General features: G+C 71.2%; 17 protein-coding genes. 6 read left to right on the plus strand and 11 right to left on the minus strand.

Features of this window, described 5'->3' with window-relative positions; all coding sequences use genetic code 11:
• Nucleotides 1-128 precede the first annotated feature (128 nt).
• The 3 genes from ACBJ59_RS48390 to ACBJ59_RS48400 all read right to left on the minus strand — a co-directional run bounded on the left by ACBJ59_RS48390 (nt 129) and on the right by ACBJ59_RS48400 (nt 5,557).
• On the minus strand, nt 129-1,940 hold the full coding sequence (locus tag ACBJ59_RS48390) for a glycoside hydrolase family 2 protein (RefSeq protein ID WP_375116787.1): 1,812 nt from the start codon (nt 1,938-1,940) through the stop codon (nt 129-131).
• Nucleotides 1,941-2,012: 72 nt separating this feature from the next.
• Complete coding sequence (locus ACBJ59_RS48395) at nt 2,013-3,002, minus strand: LacI family DNA-binding transcriptional regulator (protein ID WP_375116898.1); 990 nt, start codon at nt 3,000-3,002, stop codon at nt 2,013-2,015.
• A gap of 71 nt (nt 3,003-3,073) precedes the next feature.
• Nucleotides 3,074-5,557: a polysaccharide lyase family 8 super-sandwich domain-containing protein gene (locus tag ACBJ59_RS48400; RefSeq protein ID WP_375116899.1), complete on the minus strand. Its 2,484-nt coding sequence runs from the start codon at nt 5,555-5,557 to the stop codon at nt 3,074-3,076.
• Nucleotides 5,558-5,678: 121 nt separating this feature from the next.
• On the opposite strand from ACBJ59_RS48400, the gene ACBJ59_RS48405 reads away from it, so the two are divergent.
• Nucleotides 5,679-6,101 carry a spore-associated protein A gene (locus ACBJ59_RS48405; protein ID WP_375116788.1) on the plus strand — a complete coding sequence of 141 codons (423 nt, stop codon included), beginning with the start codon at nt 5,679-5,681 and terminating at the stop codon, nt 6,099-6,101.
• Between the two features lie 100 nt (nt 6,102-6,201).
• On the opposite strand, the gene ACBJ59_RS48410 is transcribed toward ACBJ59_RS48405, so the two are convergent.
• Together ACBJ59_RS48410 and ACBJ59_RS48415 are read right to left on the minus strand one after the other, a co-directional pair.
• Nucleotides 6,202-6,669 (minus strand): phospholipase, encoded by a 468-nt coding sequence (locus tag ACBJ59_RS48410; RefSeq protein WP_375116789.1) that lies wholly within the window; start codon nt 6,667-6,669, stop codon nt 6,202-6,204.
• Between the two features lie 114 nt (nt 6,670-6,783).
• Nucleotides 6,784-7,197 carry a hypothetical protein gene (locus tag ACBJ59_RS48415; RefSeq protein WP_375116790.1) on the minus strand — a complete coding sequence of 138 codons (414 nt, stop codon included), beginning with the start codon at nt 7,195-7,197 and terminating at the stop codon, nt 6,784-6,786.
• Between the two features lie 219 nt (nt 7,198-7,416).
• On the opposite strand from ACBJ59_RS48415, the gene ACBJ59_RS48420 reads away from it, so the two are divergent.
• Entirely contained in the window at nt 7,417-8,640 is a 1,224-nt protein-coding gene (locus tag ACBJ59_RS48420; RefSeq protein ID WP_375116791.1) for a cytochrome P450, read from the plus strand.
• Nucleotides 8,641-8,685: 45 nt separating this feature from the next.
• On the opposite strand, the gene ACBJ59_RS48425 is transcribed toward ACBJ59_RS48420, so the two are convergent.
• A complete protein-coding gene (locus ACBJ59_RS48425; RefSeq protein WP_375116792.1) occupies nt 8,686-9,066 on the minus strand; it encodes a hypothetical protein in 381 nt (126 codons plus the stop codon).
• A gap of 47 nt (nt 9,067-9,113) precedes the next feature.
• Here ACBJ59_RS48425 and ACBJ59_RS48430 point away from each other — a divergent pair, with 47 nt between their 5' ends.
• On the plus strand, nt 9,114-9,644 hold the full coding sequence (locus ACBJ59_RS48430) for a carboxymuconolactone decarboxylase family protein (protein WP_375116793.1): 531 nt from the start codon (nt 9,114-9,116) through the stop codon (nt 9,642-9,644).
• A 77-nt stretch (nt 9,645-9,721) separates the two neighbouring features.
• Entirely contained in the window at nt 9,722-10,156 is a 435-nt protein-coding gene (locus tag ACBJ59_RS48435; protein WP_375116794.1) for a DUF1772 domain-containing protein, read from the plus strand.
• Here ACBJ59_RS48435 and ACBJ59_RS48440 read toward each other — a convergent pair.
• The 4 genes from ACBJ59_RS48440 to ACBJ59_RS48455 form a co-directional block, all read right to left on the minus strand.
• Nucleotides 10,153-10,566: a hypothetical protein gene (locus ACBJ59_RS48440; RefSeq protein ID WP_375116790.1), complete on the minus strand. Its 414-nt coding sequence runs from the start codon at nt 10,564-10,566 to the stop codon at nt 10,153-10,155. The genes ACBJ59_RS48435 and ACBJ59_RS48440 overlap by 4 nt on opposite strands.
• A gap of 140 nt (nt 10,567-10,706) precedes the next feature.
• A complete protein-coding gene (locus ACBJ59_RS48445; protein WP_375116795.1) occupies nt 10,707-10,967 on the minus strand; it encodes a hypothetical protein in 261 nt (86 codons plus the stop codon).
• Between the two features lie 3 nt (nt 10,968-10,970).
• Nucleotides 10,971-12,005, minus strand: coding sequence for an NAD(P)-dependent alcohol dehydrogenase (locus ACBJ59_RS48450; RefSeq protein WP_375116796.1), 1,035 nt, complete (start codon nt 12,003-12,005; stop codon nt 10,971-10,973).
• Between the two features lie 119 nt (nt 12,006-12,124).
• Nucleotides 12,125-13,492, minus strand: a complete 1,368-nt coding sequence (locus tag ACBJ59_RS48455; protein ID WP_375116797.1) for an acetamidase/formamidase family protein — start codon at nt 13,490-13,492, stop codon at nt 12,125-12,127.
• A gap of 144 nt (nt 13,493-13,636) precedes the next feature.
• Here ACBJ59_RS48455 and ACBJ59_RS48460 point away from each other — a divergent pair, with 144 nt between their 5' ends.
• Nucleotides 13,637-14,107, plus strand: a complete 471-nt coding sequence (locus tag ACBJ59_RS48460; RefSeq protein ID WP_364116778.1) for a PPOX class F420-dependent oxidoreductase — start codon at nt 13,637-13,639, stop codon at nt 14,105-14,107.
• A gap of 49 nt (nt 14,108-14,156) precedes the next feature.
• Nucleotides 14,157-15,455: an MATE family efflux transporter gene (locus ACBJ59_RS48465; protein ID WP_375116798.1), complete on the plus strand. Its 1,299-nt coding sequence runs from the start codon at nt 14,157-14,159 to the stop codon at nt 15,453-15,455.
• On the opposite strand, the gene ACBJ59_RS48470 is transcribed toward ACBJ59_RS48465, so the two are convergent.
• A complete protein-coding gene (locus ACBJ59_RS48470) occupies nt 15,415-15,870 on the minus strand; it encodes a MarR family winged helix-turn-helix transcriptional regulator (RefSeq protein ID WP_375116799.1) in 456 nt (151 codons plus the stop codon). The two genes, ACBJ59_RS48465 and ACBJ59_RS48470, sit on opposite strands and share 41 nt — an antisense overlap.
• Between the last annotated feature and the right edge of the window lie 73 nt (nt 15,871-15,943).

Consider the following 15,943-nt stretch of genomic DNA (forward strand, 5'->3'; position numbering starts at 1 on the left):
GCAGGACGATCGCCGGCCCCGGACGGGCATGCTCGCGAGCGTCACCTGTTCAACTGGTGACGATGTTGGCAGGCCCGCCCGTCACCTGTCAAGCCGGTGATGCGAGTACAGCCGGCGGTACCCGGGTCTCAGCGTTCGGCGGCGGCCGGGCGGGACTGGACCGCGCGGACCCGGTCCACGTCGAGCTTCGTCGTACGGTCGAAGCGGTAGATGCCGTTCTCCTCCTGGAACACGTCGGTCAGCTGCGTGTAGCAGTAGCCGAACATGCCCGGGTCGTCCAGCAGCGCCCCGGTCAGACCGGCGAATCGGGCATGGAACTCCTCCTCGCTCCGCACCCGCTGCCCGTAACCCCAGGAGCTCTCGCGGAGCGCGTCCTGCTCGGTCCCGGCCAGCTCCGGGTTCCACCAGATGCCGCCGTACTCGCTGACGAAGTACGGCTGGCCGCGGTAGGGCACGGACATGGGCCGGCCGCCCGAAGCCCGGTTGACGAAGGGCTCGTCCTCGCCCAGGCCGCTCAGCTGCCCGGCGAACGCGACGGGCTCCTGCTCGTAGTTGTGCGAGTCGTAGACGTCGGTCTCCGGCACCCGGTGGCTGTAGCCGGAGGCGTCGATGACCGGGCGGGTGGGGTCGGCGAGCTTGGTGGCCAGGAACATGCCGCGGGTGACGTCGTCGAGCTGGGTGACGTGGTCGTCGATGGCCTGGGAGGTCTCGTTGAGCGGGCACCAGCCGATGATCGACGGGTGTGAGACGTCCCGTTCCAGCACCTCCAGCCACTGCGTGACGAAGGAGGCGGCCGGCTCCTGCCGCTCGTGCCCGGTGGCCGCGCCCCAGTCGCCGAACTCGCCCCACACCAGGTAGCCGAGCCGGTCGGCGTGGTACAGGAAACGCTCCTCGAACACCTTCTGGTGCAGCCGCGCGCCGTTGAAGCCGGCGGCCACCGACAGCTCGATGTCCCGCCGCAGCGCGGCGTCGGTGGGCGCGGTCATGAGGCCGTCCGGGTAGTAGCCCTGGTCCAGCACGAGCCGCTGGAAGACCGGGCGGCCATTGATCAGCACGCGCTTGCCGTCGATCGCGATCGAGCGCAGCCCGGCGTAACCGTCCACGGCGTCCGTGACGGCGCCACCGTCGTCGAGCAGCTCGACCCTGAGGTCGTAGAGGAAGCCGTCACCCGGCTCCCACAGGCGCACCCGGTCCGCCGGGAGCTCCAGGCGCACGGAAGGTGCGAGGTCCACGTCGGCGCGGGCGGTCGCGGTGGCGGCGGCGCCGTCCCCGTCGGAGGCCGTCACGCGGATCGAGCTGCCGGGGCGGTTGCCGGACAGCGGCACGACGACGGTGAAGGACGAGGTCGCCACGTCGGGGGTGATGCGGGGGCGGCGCAGGTGCACGTCCGGGACGGGCTCCAGCCAGACCGTCTGCCAGATGCCCGTCGTACGGGTGTAGAGGCACTCGAAGTTGCCGTACCGGGTGGACTGCTTGCCGCGGGCCTGGGGACCGTGCCGGGGGTCGCGGGCGCGTACCACGATCGTGGCGTCCTCGCCGGGGCGGGCCACCGCCGACAGGTCGGCCGTGAACGGCGAGAAGCCGCCGCGGTGGCGGGCCACCTCCACGCCGTTCACCCACACCGTGGCGTCGTGGTCGACGGCGCCGAAGTGCAGCAGCGTACGGCGGCCGGCCCACGCGGCCGGGATCGTCACGGTGCGGCGGTACCACACCGCCGCCATGAAGTCGGTGTGCCCGACGCCGGACAGCTCCGACTCGGGCGCGAAGGGCACGGTGATCGTGCCGGAGAGCTCGCGTTCGCGCAGGCCGCGCTCCAGGCCGGAGTCGGCGGCGTCGATCTCGAACTGCCAGGGGCCGTTGAGGTTGAGCCAGTCCTCGCGGACCATCTGCGGGCGGGGATATTCCGGACGGGGCACGTCGTGGGGAGCGGCGCTCGGCATCTCACAACCTTCGGGGGGCAGGGTAATTGCTACGTAGCAAAATACCCTGCCACGGCCCCCTGCGACACGGCCTCACCGGCTGGACTCGCGCACCTCCAGCCGGAAGTCCACCACGACGTGCGACCCGCGCCCGCCGGACCTGCCACCGATCTGCTCGTCCAGCATCGCGACGGCATTGCCGGCCAGCGCCTCGACGTCCGGCGAGACGGAGGTCAGCGACGGCGTCGCGTAGCGGGCCTCCTCGACGTCGTCGAAGCCCACCAGCGCGACCTCCTCCGGCACCCGGACCCCCCGGGAGCGCAGCGCCCGGAGCGCGCCGAGGGCGAGGGAGTCGTTCATCGCGTAGATGGCGTCCGGCAGCCGCCGCCCGGCGTCCAGGTGCTCCTCGATCGCCCGCCGGCCGTCCGCCCGGGTCCAGTCCGCCCCGACCAGCAACTCGTCGTACGCCGTCAGCCCCGCCTCCGCCAGCCCCTCCAGAAATCCCCGCAGCCGCAACCGTGCCGTCAGCCCTCCGCCGGGATGGTGGCCGAGCAACATCAACCGCCGCCTGCCCGCGCCCGCCAGATGGCGCACCACCGCCAGCGACGCCTCCCGGTTCGGGATGCCGACGTGCGGGACCTCGCCCTCCAGCACCTCGTCGCCGATCAGCACGATCGGATAGTCCGCGCGGCGGCGCTGCCCGTCGTCCGGCCGCAGCGACATGGCCATCATGATCGCGCCGTCGGTGAGCTGGTCCCGCCCGCCCGTCAGCACCTTCAGCTCGCGCTCGCGATCCGACTCGGTCAGCTCGATCAGCACCGTGTAGCCGAGCGCCTCGGCCTCGCGCACGACCTGACCGGCGAGGTCGGCGAAGATGCGCGCCCTGAAGTCGGGGACGACGAGCGCGATGAGCCCGGTGCGGGCGGACCGGAGCCGGCGGGCGGCGGCGTTGGGCACGTAGCCGAGCTCCGCCATGGCGTCGAGCACCCGCCGGCGCGTCTCGGGCCGGACGTACGCGTAGTCGTTGACGACGTTGGAGACCGTGCGCTGGGAGACACCGGCGGCGCGGGCCACGTCGTGCATGCTCACGGCCATCAGCGCAACGCCTTACCCCTGGGTCGGTACCACGGCCATCATCGTACCGGCCGGCGCGGTCAGCGCAGGGTCGCCGTGAAGGTGCGGCCGTGCGCGTGCCGGGTGGTCGCCTGGATCAGGGTGCCGCCGGGCACGCGGCGTACCGTCACGCCCTCGTCGGCCGTGTCGAGCCTGAGGAACGCGCCGTGCAGGACGACGGAGACGCGGTCGCGCTTCATCGTGGGGTCCGACAGGGCGACGACCGTGCGCGCGCCGGACCGGACGATGACCGAGGCGGGGCCGTCGATGAGCAGGCGTTCGACGTGGCGGGGGCCGTCGGAGAAGACGTTGGCGGCGACGATGCCGAGGGCCTTGTGCTTGATCGCCTGCACGTGACGGCTGTTGGCCAGGACGGACAGCGGGCCCTTCGCGTAGCCGCGCAGGGCGGCCTCGGTCGCGTTCGGGACGAGGGCGTAGGCGAGGGCGGTCAGGTCGCCGCCGGCGGGGTGGGTGACGGAGGCGGTGAAGACGTTCTTGGTCACCATGGTGTCGGGGTTGGACGTGCGCACGACCCGGCGGCTGCGGGTGACGGTCTCCAGCCCGGCCGTGACCGGCTGGCTGGTGAGGAAGGCGTAGCCGACGGACGTGCGGCGGGTGCCGTTGGCGTAGCGCAGCCAGCGCGGTGGCGTGCTGCCCCCCGCCTGCCAGGCCGCGCCGTCCCAACCCTCGCCGGTGACCGCGACCGCGTCGCCGGGGGCGGCGATGCGGCTGTCCACGGTGGTCACCGCGGCCCGCCCGTCCTGGCCGGAGACGCCCGCGGCCAGCACCACGATCTCGTCGTCGAGCATGAACCAGGACTTGGTCGCGCGGGCGTTGCGGTAGGCGACGAAGTCGTCGGGCAGCAGCCCCGCCTGCTTGGCGGTGTAGGCGGCGTCGTCGGACTGGACCAGGCCGGCCGCGCCGTACGCGCCGAGCGTCGCGCCGCCGGAGAAGGCGTTGCCGGCACGCGGGAAGTACACGTAGGTGTTCTGGGACTCCGAGGAGGAGGTGAAGTTGAGCGGGTGCCCGGGGTTCTCGTACCAGAACCGGCCGTACAGCTCGGGCACCGTCCGCCGCTCCTCCACCGGCGCGGTGGCCCCGGCCAGCCGGTACGGCGAGACGGTCGTGTAGTAGTCGACGCCGAAGACCTCGCGCTGGTCCTCGCCCGCCAGGTAGAGGTAGTAGGCGCCGTCGCCCTGGAACCAGGGCATGAGGTTCTCGCCGTTCATGTACTCGTACTTGCTGATCCGCTCCGAGCTCCGCGCCAGGGCGAAGGCGTAGCCGGGGCGCCGGTGGACGGTCCTGTCCATGGCGTTGAACGCCACGCACCGCTCGGGCGGGTTCAGGTCGGCGGCCGGGATGGCGGAGTCGGCGCGGATGGCGGCGTAGCGGGCGATGCTGACCGGGGAGACGAAGGCGGCCGGGTCGGTGGCCGGCAGGAACTTGAGGTATTTCCTCAGCGCGAGCGCCTCGGCGCTCCCGACGTGGTCGGCCAGGTCGGCGACGGCCTCCACGACCACGCTGACGTCGGAGTAGCCGGTGTTGGTGCGCGAGACCGCGCGCCCCTTGACGATCTCCATCATCCAGCCCTCGAAGATCAGCGGGGCGAAGCCGTCGGAGATCCACCGGTACACCGCGCCGGGAAGCTCTTCCGGGCCGCCGGTCACGCCTTCGAGGGTCTTGAGCGTCTGCACGACCCGGGTCAGCAGGATGCGGCCGTACGAGCCGGTGTAGGCGACCGAGTGGTGCTGGATGAAGGAGCCGTCGCGGTAGTAGCCGTCGGTGACGCCGTGCCGGAGGTTGTAGGGGTCGATCGTGGCGAAGACGGTGGCCTGGTCGGAGATGGCCTTGGTGACGCGGGCGTCGTCGCCGGTGAGCGCGCCCTGAAGGATGCGGTTGGCGGTGATGTCAGCCAGGTTCGCCCCGGTGTGGAAGCGGGAGTCGAGGTCGACGTCGCCGTTCTCGCCGTTGCGCAGGTAGGCGTCCATCGAGGTGATGTACGTCCCCGTCAGGTCCCCTCGTAACTGCTCCGGCAGCAGGACCAGCGTCCTGCTCACGTGGGTGGGGATGCCGATCTCCCAGTTGTGCCAGTTGCCGTAGTAGCCCGCGGCCTGGTCGCCGAAGTAGCGCTCGTGCAGCCACCGCAGGCCGCCGGCGACCCGCTGCTGGACGGCGGTGTCGTCGGCGAGCGCGCTGCCGGGGGCGCGGGTCGCGAGCGCGATCTCGTACAGGTACTGGTAGGCCAGCCGGAGGTTGGCGTCGTCGGTGCCCAGCTTCAGGCCGGCGAACAGCTCGCCGGCGCCCGCCTGGTCCATGGCCGTCAGCCGTTGCCTGGCGGTGCCGAGAATGGCCGCGAGCTTGCCCGCGACCTCGGGGCGGGCATTGACCTCGGGGGTCCCCGCGAAGATCGCCACGGTGTTGGCGAGCAGCCGCGCGTGGTCGACCGCCGCCGCGGCACGCGCGGGGGTGGCAACGGCGAGCAGGCCGGCGGCGGGGAGCAGGGAGAGAACCTGGCGGCGGGACATGTGCGGCACGGCGGGCTCCAGGCCGTTGGGGGGTATGCCGGGCTCACATTACATGATCTTTTTCTGGCCGCCCAGGAGCCGGCTCGATGACATCCCCGCGAACACGCGTTATAACCGAACAGTGACTCTACGTAACAGCTCCAAGCGAGCGGCGGCCGTGGCCGCCTGTGCCCTCACCGCCGTGACCGGCACCGTCATCACCGCCCCACCGGCCGCCGCGGCCACGTACGCGGGCGAGTGCGGGCCCGGCTACCGCGTCGTCAACTCCGCCCCCATCGGCCGGCTCGGCACCGTGTTCCTGACCTACAGCTCCGCCTCGGGCAACAACTGCGTGATCGCCAAGCGCCACCGCGCCGGCTCGCGCGTGCTGATCGAGGCGGGCCTGGGCGTGCACCCGGTCGGCCAGCACTGGCCGGCCTACCAGGGGCGCCACTACACCTCCTACGCCGGGCCGATCCGGCTGTCCGCGGCGGGCAGGTGCGTGGACTGGATGGGGCGCATCTCGGGGGTCGAGGGCGGCAAGCGCCGGACCAACTGCGGCTGACCGGAACGGACGGGTGAGAGCCCGATCCGGTCCGGCGGGCACGACGGCACCGGGGTCTCAGGACAGCCGCGATCAGGTGATCGCACACCGGCTGTGACGGTCAGTGGATCCCCTCGCCGACCACGAGCGCGCCCAGCCGCTGAACGGCCTGGTGGTACGAGCGGGCGAGCCGGTCGCAGGCGTCCTCGCGGACCCCCTCGTACCCGGCGCACACCTGCCGCATGTCGAAGAGGAAGGCGCTGTCGACGTGCTCCTTGTTGGCCGCGAACCGGCTCACGGCCCGGTAGTTGCGGTAACCGAAGTCGTGCCGCCGGCAGGGCATCCGGAAGTCGAAGCCGAGCGGCTGGTCGGGGCTGCCGGAGCACAGGTCGGTGGACCAGTCGAAGGCGTAGGCGGTCCAGGACGCCCGGTCCAGCCAGGCGTCGTACCAGGCGGCGGCGCCGGCGCTGGTGGGACTGGTGAGCGCGGAGAGCGCGGTGAGCTTCTGCTCCAGCGTCACGGCGTACGCGGGAGCCGGGTGCGCGAAGACGATGATCGGGGCGAGGGCGGCGAGGAATCGTCCAACCATGAGAACCTGCTTGTCTTTGCCCGGGGCCGGAACCTTGTCATGGCAAGCTTGGTCCGGCCACCCCGGCGATCAGGCGAGCCGACGGGCAACGCCGCAGCAGTTCTCCTTCAAGGTTCAGTAGATGCGGTACTTCTTGCCGCAGTTGTCGAACTTGCCGGCCCAGCAGGTGAAGGTGTACACCTTCCCGATCCCCCGGCCGCTCCACGAACCCACGACCTTGCCGTCCCACGACTTGTTGAACTTGTGCCAGGCGCCGTTCTGGTAGACCTCGAACCACACCCAGCCCTTCTTCCCGCCGACCTTGTCCACGCCGTACCACTTCGTGAACACCTTGCCACCCGACTTCCACGTCCTGCCGAACGTGTAGGCCTTGCCGTCACTGGAGAAGAACTTCCCCCAAGTGGTTACCGTCGACTGCGTCGTGGCCGACTGGGTCGTGGTGCTCGCCTGGGCGGCGGCCGGGCTGAGCGCCAGACCGGTCACGGCCATCGAACCGGCCAGAGCGGCGATCGCAAGAGTCTTACGCATTTCGGGTTCCTCCCTGTCAGTGCTGCCGGGGTGTTTCCGGCAAGACAGACAGTACGGAGACCACAAGCGATCAACTGTGCAGGAATCCACACATCAGAGGTGATCAGCGCCACAAAGCGCCGGCACGGTGGCCCGACACGTCGCGCCGGCCTTCGTGGGCGTCCTGAGGCGATCGACTTATATTCGGAAGGACGACGGGCTCCCGAGTTGGAGGACAAGGTGGCTGCCGACGCGATCCCCGAATTCCCGTTCGACCGCCCCACGGCCCTGGAGCCGCCGCCGCAGCTCGCCGAGCTGCGCGAGAAGTGCCCGGTGGCGCACGTACGGCTGCCCAGCGGCGACGTCGCCACGCTGGTGACCAGGTACGACGACGCCCGCGCGGTGATGGCGGACCCGCGTTTCAGCCGCAACCTGGCCAGGGAGGGCGCCGCCCGGCTGTCCACCACCGAGGACGGCGGCCTGTTCAACCGGCGCCGGGTGAACACCATGGACATCAGCGAGGGGCAGGGCCACCTGCGCTGGCCGCGCCTGCTCGGCCGCTGGTTCACCATGCGGAGGATGGAGCTCTGGCGGCCCAGGGTCCAGGCGATGACCGACGACCTGCTGGACGCCATGCTGGCCAAGGGCTCCCCGGGGAACCTGTCGGCCGGTCTCGCCCTGCCGCTGCCGGTACGGGTCATCTGCGCGCTGGTGGGAGCGCCGAGCGAGGACCAGGACAAGTTCGCCCACTGGTCCCGCGTCATGCTGACGCTGACGCGGCACACGCAGGAGGAGGTGGACCAGGCCTACCGGGAGTTCAACGCGTACGTGTCGGACCTGGTCGACCGCAACCGGGCGGACCCGGGTGACGACCTGCTCAGCGAGCTGACCCAGATCACCGACGCCGAGGACGGCCGGCTCAGCCGGGCCGAACTCATCGCCACCGTACGCGGGCTGCTGCTGGCCGGCCACGAGACCACCTCGAACATGATCGCCATCATGGCGGCCATGCTGCTCGCGGAGCGCCGCCGGTACGAAGCCGTCATCGAGGACCCCGGCCTCGTCCCGGGCACCGTCGAGGAGGTGCTGCGCCTGGACAGCACGCTGTCGGTGATCGGCGGGGTGCCCAGGTTCATCACCGAGGACGTGGAGCTCGGCCGGACCACGGTGCCCGCCGGCAGCACGCTGATCCCGAACATCCCGGCCGCCAACCGCGACCCGGACAAGTTCCCCGACCCCGACCGGTTCGACCCCCGGCGGCAGAACAGCGGCCAGCACCTCACCTTCGGCGCCGGCCCGCACTACTGCCTCGGGCAGCCGCTGGCCCGGCTCGAACTCCAGGTCGTCCTGACCACCCTGGCGCAGCGGCTGCCGAACCTGCGGCTGCGTGACTCCGCCGACGACCTCCGGCTGCGCACCGGCGGGCTGTCCGGCGGGCTCCAGGACGTATGGGTCACCTGGTGACATCTTGACGCCGTCCGCCAGCTCGGCTCGGCGCGGCCGGCGCCGCTACACGGGCACGCGCAACACGGGAACGCCGTTGTAGTGCGCTTCCCACGCGGTGGCGCCGACCAGCTGGGAGATCACCGTGGCGCCGTCCACCATGGACGCCGCGCACCGGAACGGCAGCCGGCCCCCCGGCGCGGCCGCCTCCAGCGCGCTGTTGAGCCCGCTGCGGATGCCCTCACCCGCCGCACGCAGGTGCTCGGGCGCTCGGGGGTGCTCCGGGAGAAGCTCGCGGAGCAGGTGCTGCTCCTCGTCGTCGGCGTGCTGGTAGCAGACGTACGCGGGGAGGTCGGCCGAGACCGCCCGGGCGACCTGGCCCATGAGCCTCTCGACGTCGTACCTGCTGGCGTGGGCGTCGCCGAACCAGTAGATGTAGAGCTCCATGCTTCGCAGACCTTACCGATTCGGTAATGTCCCATCTGGAGGACCGGATGCCACATATCGACCTGGGCAACGACGCCCCCGGGATCGTCGGGCTGATGCGCTACCGTCCCGAGACGGGCAAGGTGCTGAGCGAGCTGGCCGAGGTGCTGCTGCGCGGTGACAACACGCTGTCGCGGGGCGAGCGCGAGCTCATCGCCTCCTACGTCTCCACGCTCAACGAGTGCGGGTTCTGCGCCAGGTCCCACGGGGCCTTCGCCGCGGCCCAGCTCGACGGGGGCGAGGAGGTCGTCGCCCACGCGTGCGCAGCCCCAGACACCGCCCCCATTTCCGGCAAGTTGCGCGCCCTGCTGCGCGTCGCGGCGGCCGTACGGCACGGCGGGAGCGCCGTCACCCCCGAGGACGTCGCGGCGGCCAGGGAGGCCGGCGCCACCGACACCGAGATCCACGACACGGTGCTGATCGCCGCCGCGTTCTGCATGTTCAACCGGTACGTCGACGGCCTGGCCACCACCGCCCCCGACGACCCCGCCCCCTACGCCCATCGCGCCGCCCACATCGTCGCCCACGGCTACCTCTGAGATCGTGGACTTTCACGTATGGGATTGAGCGGAACGGGCATGGACCGTCTCATCGGTCAGCCGTCACCATATGAACCATGTTGGTAATGGCTCTCGTCACACTCCTGCTGCACGGCGCCCTCACGGGCCTCTTCTACACCTTCTCCATGTCGGTCATGCCGGGCCTGAACGCCGTCGACCCCGACCAGGCGGAGGCGGCGATGCGGAGCATCAACCGGAAGATCCTCAACCCGTGGCTCTACCTCGCGTTCCTGGGCTCACCGATCGCGGCGCTGGTGACCGGGTTCCTCGCGGACGCCCCGGCCGCCATCTGGTTCTTCGCCGCCGCCGGGGTGAGCTTCGTCGGCTCGTTCCTGGTCACCATGGTGATCAACGTGCCCATGAACAACGCCCTCGACGCCGGGACGATGTCCTGGAAGGACTACTCGCCGAGGTGGACCGCCTTCAACACGCTGCGCGCCGTGGCCAGCGCGGCCGGTCTCGTCCTGGTGGGCGTCGCCCTGATCGTCTAGTAGATGCGGTACTTCTTGCCGCAGTTGTCGAACTTGCCGGCCCAGCAGGTGAAGGTGTACACCTTCCCGATCCCCCGGCCGCTCCACGAACCCACGACCTTGCCGTCCCACGACTTGTTGAACTTGTGCCAGGCGCCGTTCTGGTAGACCTCGAACCACACCCAGCCCTTCTTCCCGCCGACCTTGTCCACGCCGTACCACTTCGTGAACACCTTGCCACCGGACTTCCACGTCCTGCCGAACGTGTAGGCCTTGCCGTCACTGGAGAAGAACTTCCCCCAAGTGGTGACCGTCGACTGCGTCGTGGCGGACTGGGTCGTGGTGCTCGCCTGGGCGGCGGCCGGGCTGAGCGCCAGACCGGTCACGGCCATCGAACCGGCCAGAGCGGCGATCGCAAGAGTCTTACGCATTTCGGGTTCCTCCCTGTCAGTGCTGCCGGGGTGTTTCCGGCAAGACAGACAGTACGGAGACCACAAGCGATCAACTGTGCAGGAATCCACACATCAGAGGTGATCAGCGCCACATGGGGAAACGTCATCCGGCGAGCGGTCTAGGACGAAGACTCCGCCCCCGCGTAGCGCGTACGCAGCAACCCCCGGCAGAACCCGGCGTTGCCCTCGATGCTGACCCGCACCACGCGGGCGAACCGCAACCGGCGCTCGGCCTCCTCCTCCGGGATGGGCGCCCCGGCTCGTCGAGCAGCAGCGCGGACCCCGGCGCGCAGTCCAGCCCGAGCTCGGCCCCGCGCCGGAGCAGCCCGGCCGGCTCCCCCGTCCACGACGAAATACCGCTGGCCGTCCTTCTCGTACATCCGCTAGCTCCTTGCCGGCACGAGGATGCCCCGGCCCTGCAGCCGGCCGCCGTCCAGGTCGTCCATGGCGTCGTTGACGGCGTCGAGCGGGTACGTCCTGGTGTGCAGGCGCACCTTTCCCTGGGCGGCGAGGGCCATCAGCTCGTCCAGGTCGTTGTAGGAGCCGACGAGGTTCCCGATGACGTTGATCTCGGTGGAGATGATGTCGATGGTGGGGATCTCGACGCGCCCGCCGTACCCGATCGAGAAGTACGACCCCGCGCGCCGCAACATCGCCACCCCCTGCCGCTCCGCGCCGCCCTCGCCGACGAAGTCCAGCACCACGTGCGCGCCCTCGCCATCGGTGAGGTCGGTCACCGCCTCCACCTGCCGGCCGTCGGCGGGCACGGTGTGCGCGGCGCCGTACCCCTCGGCGAGCTTGAGCGCCTCGGCCGACCGGTCGACGACGATGATCTCGGCGGGCGTCATGGCGGTCAGGCACTGCACGCCGATGTGCCCGAGCCCGCCGGCGCCGATCACGACGACCCGCGTGCCGGGGTGGAGCAGCGGCACCGCCTTGCGTACCGCGTGATAGGCGGTCAGGCCCGCGTCGGCCAGCGCGGCGACGTCGGCCGGCTGCAGGGCGGGGCTCAGCTTCACCACCGACCGGGCGGTGGTGAGCAGCAGCTCGGCCATGCCGCCGTCGGAGTCGATGCCGGGGAAGCGCGAGTTCGCGCAGTGCACGTCGTCGCCCGCCCGGCAGGCCCGGCACAACCCGCAGGTGACCAGCGGGTGCAGGATGACCGCGTCACCGGGCCGGACGTTCGTCACGGCCGCGCCGACCTCGCGCACCCACCCGGCGTTCTCGTGCCCGATCGTGTACGGCAGGCGCACGCCGGACTTCCGCGCCCACTGCCCCTCGACGATGTGCAGGTCGGTACGGCACAGCCCGGCCCCGCCGATCTCGACAAGCACGTCCAGCGGGCCGCCGGCCCGGGGCTCCGGGACCTCCTCGACGACCGGACGCTTGGTGTACTCGTGCAGACGTACGGCTTTCATCCCGACCGCTCCCTCGTAGCGCGCTTATGCCCGATCGTTCGCGCGCGTGCCGGGAGCGGTCAACAACTGAAATTTCATAACACGGTAATTTCGGCCCCTCCATGGGACCGGCTACGCGGTCAGCCCGAGAAGTGCTCCTTGAGGATCACGCCGTGCACGCCCGTGGTCCGGTCGACCACCTGCGACACCTCGAAGTCGGTGGCGGCCGACAGGTAGGCGTAGGCGACCGCGCGCTCCATGCCCTGGTCGTGCTCCAGGAAGTCGAGCGCGTTGACGACCGCGCGCCGCATGGCGACGTCGAGGTCGTTCACCTGGCCGTTCCGCGACCCGTCGGGGTCGGACAGGCCGATCGGCAGCCAGGCGTCCGGGGTCTCGGCGAACGGGTAGTGGAAGGCGACCGAGGGCGCGTCGCCGGAGCCCGCCTTGCACACGGTGAGCCGGAAGGTGCCGCGCAGCGAGCCCTCCATCGCGGTCAGCGCCGCCTCCCCGCCGCCCATCGCGTGGTGCGGGTCACCGGTGTAGAAGAGCGCGCCCTCGGCGAACACCGGCAGGTAGAAGGTGGCGCCCGCGCCCAGCAGGTTGATGTCGATGTTGCCGCCGCCGAGGGTGGGCGGGATCGAGTTGAGCGCGGGATCGGTCGGCGTGCTCGCGGAGGCGAACGCGACGCCCATCATCCCCATGAACGGGCGCAGCGGGAACGTCACCTCCCCCGACCTCCCGCGCTTCATGACCCCGCTCGGCACGCCCCTCCGCCCCCGGCGTACCGGGGTGAACACGGACACGTTGCCGTACCGGGTCGGATCGCCGGTGGGCCGCCCGTCGGTCGCCACCGGCGGCATGACCTCCTCCAGGGTGCTCCCGTCCGGCGCGCCGCCTCCGGCCTGCCGGGCCAGCGCGCCCTTGCCGTGCCGGCTCGACACGACCCCGTACGGCACGCGCGGCAGCAGCGAGAGCATCTCGACCTTGAGCACGTCCCCCGGCCGCGCGCCGTCCACGTGGACGGGGCCGGTCACGACGTGCGGGCCGTCGACGTCGAAGTCGCGGGCCGTGCGGGAGTAGTCGCGGGCGATCGAGACGGCGTCCTGGAGCACGTTCGCGCGGGGCACGCCGTGCCCGCCGAAGTACGCGACCGGGTCGCGGCCCTGGTCCTCCAGGATCCCCTCGTGCGAGACGGTGTCGATGGTGACCGTCTCCCCCGACCGCATCCGGAGCACCGGCTCGCTGCCCACCGACGGCACGTACCCCCATCTGACCTGCTCGACGGCGGAGGGGAGGTAGTGCTTGCCGTGGATCGGGCCCTTGCGGGGCTGCAGGATCTCCCGGGGCAGCGTCGGCGTGCCACTCGTGGCGGCCGTCGCGGCGCGCGAGGCGGCCAGCAGCCCACCGCCCGCCCCGCCCACGGCCGCCGCCGCGCGCAGGAAACTCCGTCGTCCAAGTCTCGCGATCAGGGCGTCGCGTACGTCGCTCGGGCTCTTCGGCACGCTCATGGCTCTCCTCGCGTCACCGGCCGGAAGGTTGCCACCGATCATGCAGTACGCCCGTTACGCCCCTGTTTCGGCCTTGCCTCGGACAGAAGTGAAAGGATCAGATCGAAGTCTGACCTCGAAGGACATACTCGAAAGGCATCCGAGATGGCTCCGAACATCGCGACCGCCCGCCGCGTCGAACTGCCCGAACTGCTCGAGTTCCTCCGCCCCCGGCACCACGGCCTGCTGTCCACCACCCGTACGGACGGCCGCCCGCAACTCTCCCCCGTGAGCTGCGGCGTCGACGAGGACGGCCGGATCGTGGTCTCCACGTACCCCGACCGCGCCAAGGCGACCAACGCCCGGCGTGACGAGCGCGTGTCGATCTGCGTCCTGTCCGACGATTGGAACGGCCCGTACGTGCAGGTGGACGGCCGCGCCGAGGTGCTCGACATGCCCGAGGCGCTCGAAGCGCTCGTGGGCTACTACCGCTGCATCGCCGGCGAGCACCCCGACTGGGACGAGTACCGCGAGGCCATGCGCCGCCAGGACAAGTCGCTGATCCGCATCCACATCGACCGCTGGGGCCCCATCGCCACCGGCGGCTTCCCCGCGCGCCTGGCCACCGGAGGGTGATATAATGATCTTGAATCCCGAGCCAGGTCCGCTCGGGATTTTGCTTTTCATGCCCTCTCCCCACCGCACCATCCTGAACGCGGCGCTCCCCCTCTTCCTGTCCATGAGTGCCGGGATCATCGCCCAGCTCCTCGGCACCGCCCTGCTCGGGCACCAGGGGACGGCGCAACTGGCCGCCTTCGCGCTCGTCTGCGCGGTGCTCAACCCGGTCACCGCGGCCGTGTCCGGCGGGCTGCGCGGGATGTCCCCGTTCGTCGCGGCCTGCCGGGACCGCCCCGCCGAGGCGCTGCCCATCCTGAAGGACGCGCGCTGGTTGTCCCTGGGGATCGGAGTGGTCGGCGCGGGCGTCATGCTCGCCGTCCCGCTGATCGCCCGCCTCAGCGGCGTGCCCTACGACCTGGGCGCGTTGCCGCAGATCTTCGCCCTCCAGGTGCTGCTGGCCGCCGCGGGCGGCGGCGCGAACGGGGTGCTGATCGCGCTCGGGCACAGCCGCCTCGTGCTGAGGTCGGGCCTGACGAGCACGGCCGCGGAGGTGATCCTGCTCCTCGTCCTGGTGCCCCCGACGGGCGCGCACGGCGCCGCCCTCGCCCTCCTGGCCTCCACCGCCCTGGCCCTCACCCTCTCGAACGCCCTCCTGCTCCGCCGGCCCGAGTTCGCCGGCCAGTCCCTGCTCCCCCGGCGTCCCCGCCCTCACCCGATCCTGCGCATGGCCAGGCTGGGCATCCCGATGTCCGCCTCGGTCGTCCTCAAGTTCGCGGTGATGGGGGGCGCCACCTACGCCGCCGCGCGCACGGGCCCCCACGCCGCCGCCGCCCACGCCATCCTCGCCGCGCTCGACGGCCTCCTCGGCCTGGCCGCCTTCGCCGTCGCCCAGGCCGTGACGCCGGAGATCGCCCGATCGCATGCGCCCGCCGACGCCCGCCGCGCCAACCGGGCCGCCCTGGCCATCGCCTCCGCCGGCACGCTCGCCGCCGGGCTCGCGCTGCTCCTGCTCGGCGCGGAGGCACTCGGACCGTTCACCTCCGACCCCCGCGTGCTCGCCGCCGCCCTCCCCCTCCTGCCGCTCCTCCTGGTCTACGCCCTGGCGAACAACTGCGGGATCGTGCTGTCCGCCGGTCTGATGGGGCTCAGGCGCTCCAGCTGGAGCCTGGGCTCGGCCGTCCTCGGGTACGGCCTGCTCGCCGTCGCCATGACACCCGTGACGGCGGCCTGGGGCCTGACCGGCCTGTGGACGGCGTTGACCGCCGCCCGCGCGCTCATCCTCGCCGTGCAGGCCGCCGGCTTCACCCGGCACAGCGCCCGCCTGCCTATTTCTCCTCGGTCAGGTGCTCAAGAAGAACCTGGCTGATCTCGCCCAGCTGATGGATCTGCTCGGGAGTGAGCAGGTCGACGAGGTGGGCACGCACGCTCTCCACATGGGCCGGAGCCGCGGTCTCCAGCGCGGCCAGGCCCTCGTCGGTCAGCACCGCCAGCCAGCCGCGCCGGTCGCCCTCGTAGTGCTCCCTGCGCACCCAGCCGCTCTGTTCGAGCTTGTTGACCGCGTGGGAGATGCGGCTCGGCTTGGAGTTGGTCCAGTGCGCCAGCTCGCTCATGCGCAGGGTGCGCTGTGGCGCCTCGGAGAGCAGCACCAGCAGCTCGTAGTAGGTCGGCGGCATGCCGGCCGCCGTCTGCAGGTCGCGTTCCAGGCGGTCGGTCAGCAGGCGCGTGGCCAGCGCGAAGGCGCGCCAGGCACGTTGTTCGTCGTCAGCGAGCCATCTCGTCACATCGGCATCGTACTCAATAGTTGCGCACTGGAATATCTAGATGTACTGTCGTGCTGAATATTTCAGCACTGAA

The sequence above is a fragment of the Nonomuraea sp. MTCD27 genome, from assembly GCF_041950495.1.
In the GTDB taxonomy this organism is placed as follows: domain Bacteria; phylum Actinomycetota; class Actinomycetes; order Streptosporangiales; family Streptosporangiaceae; genus Nonomuraea.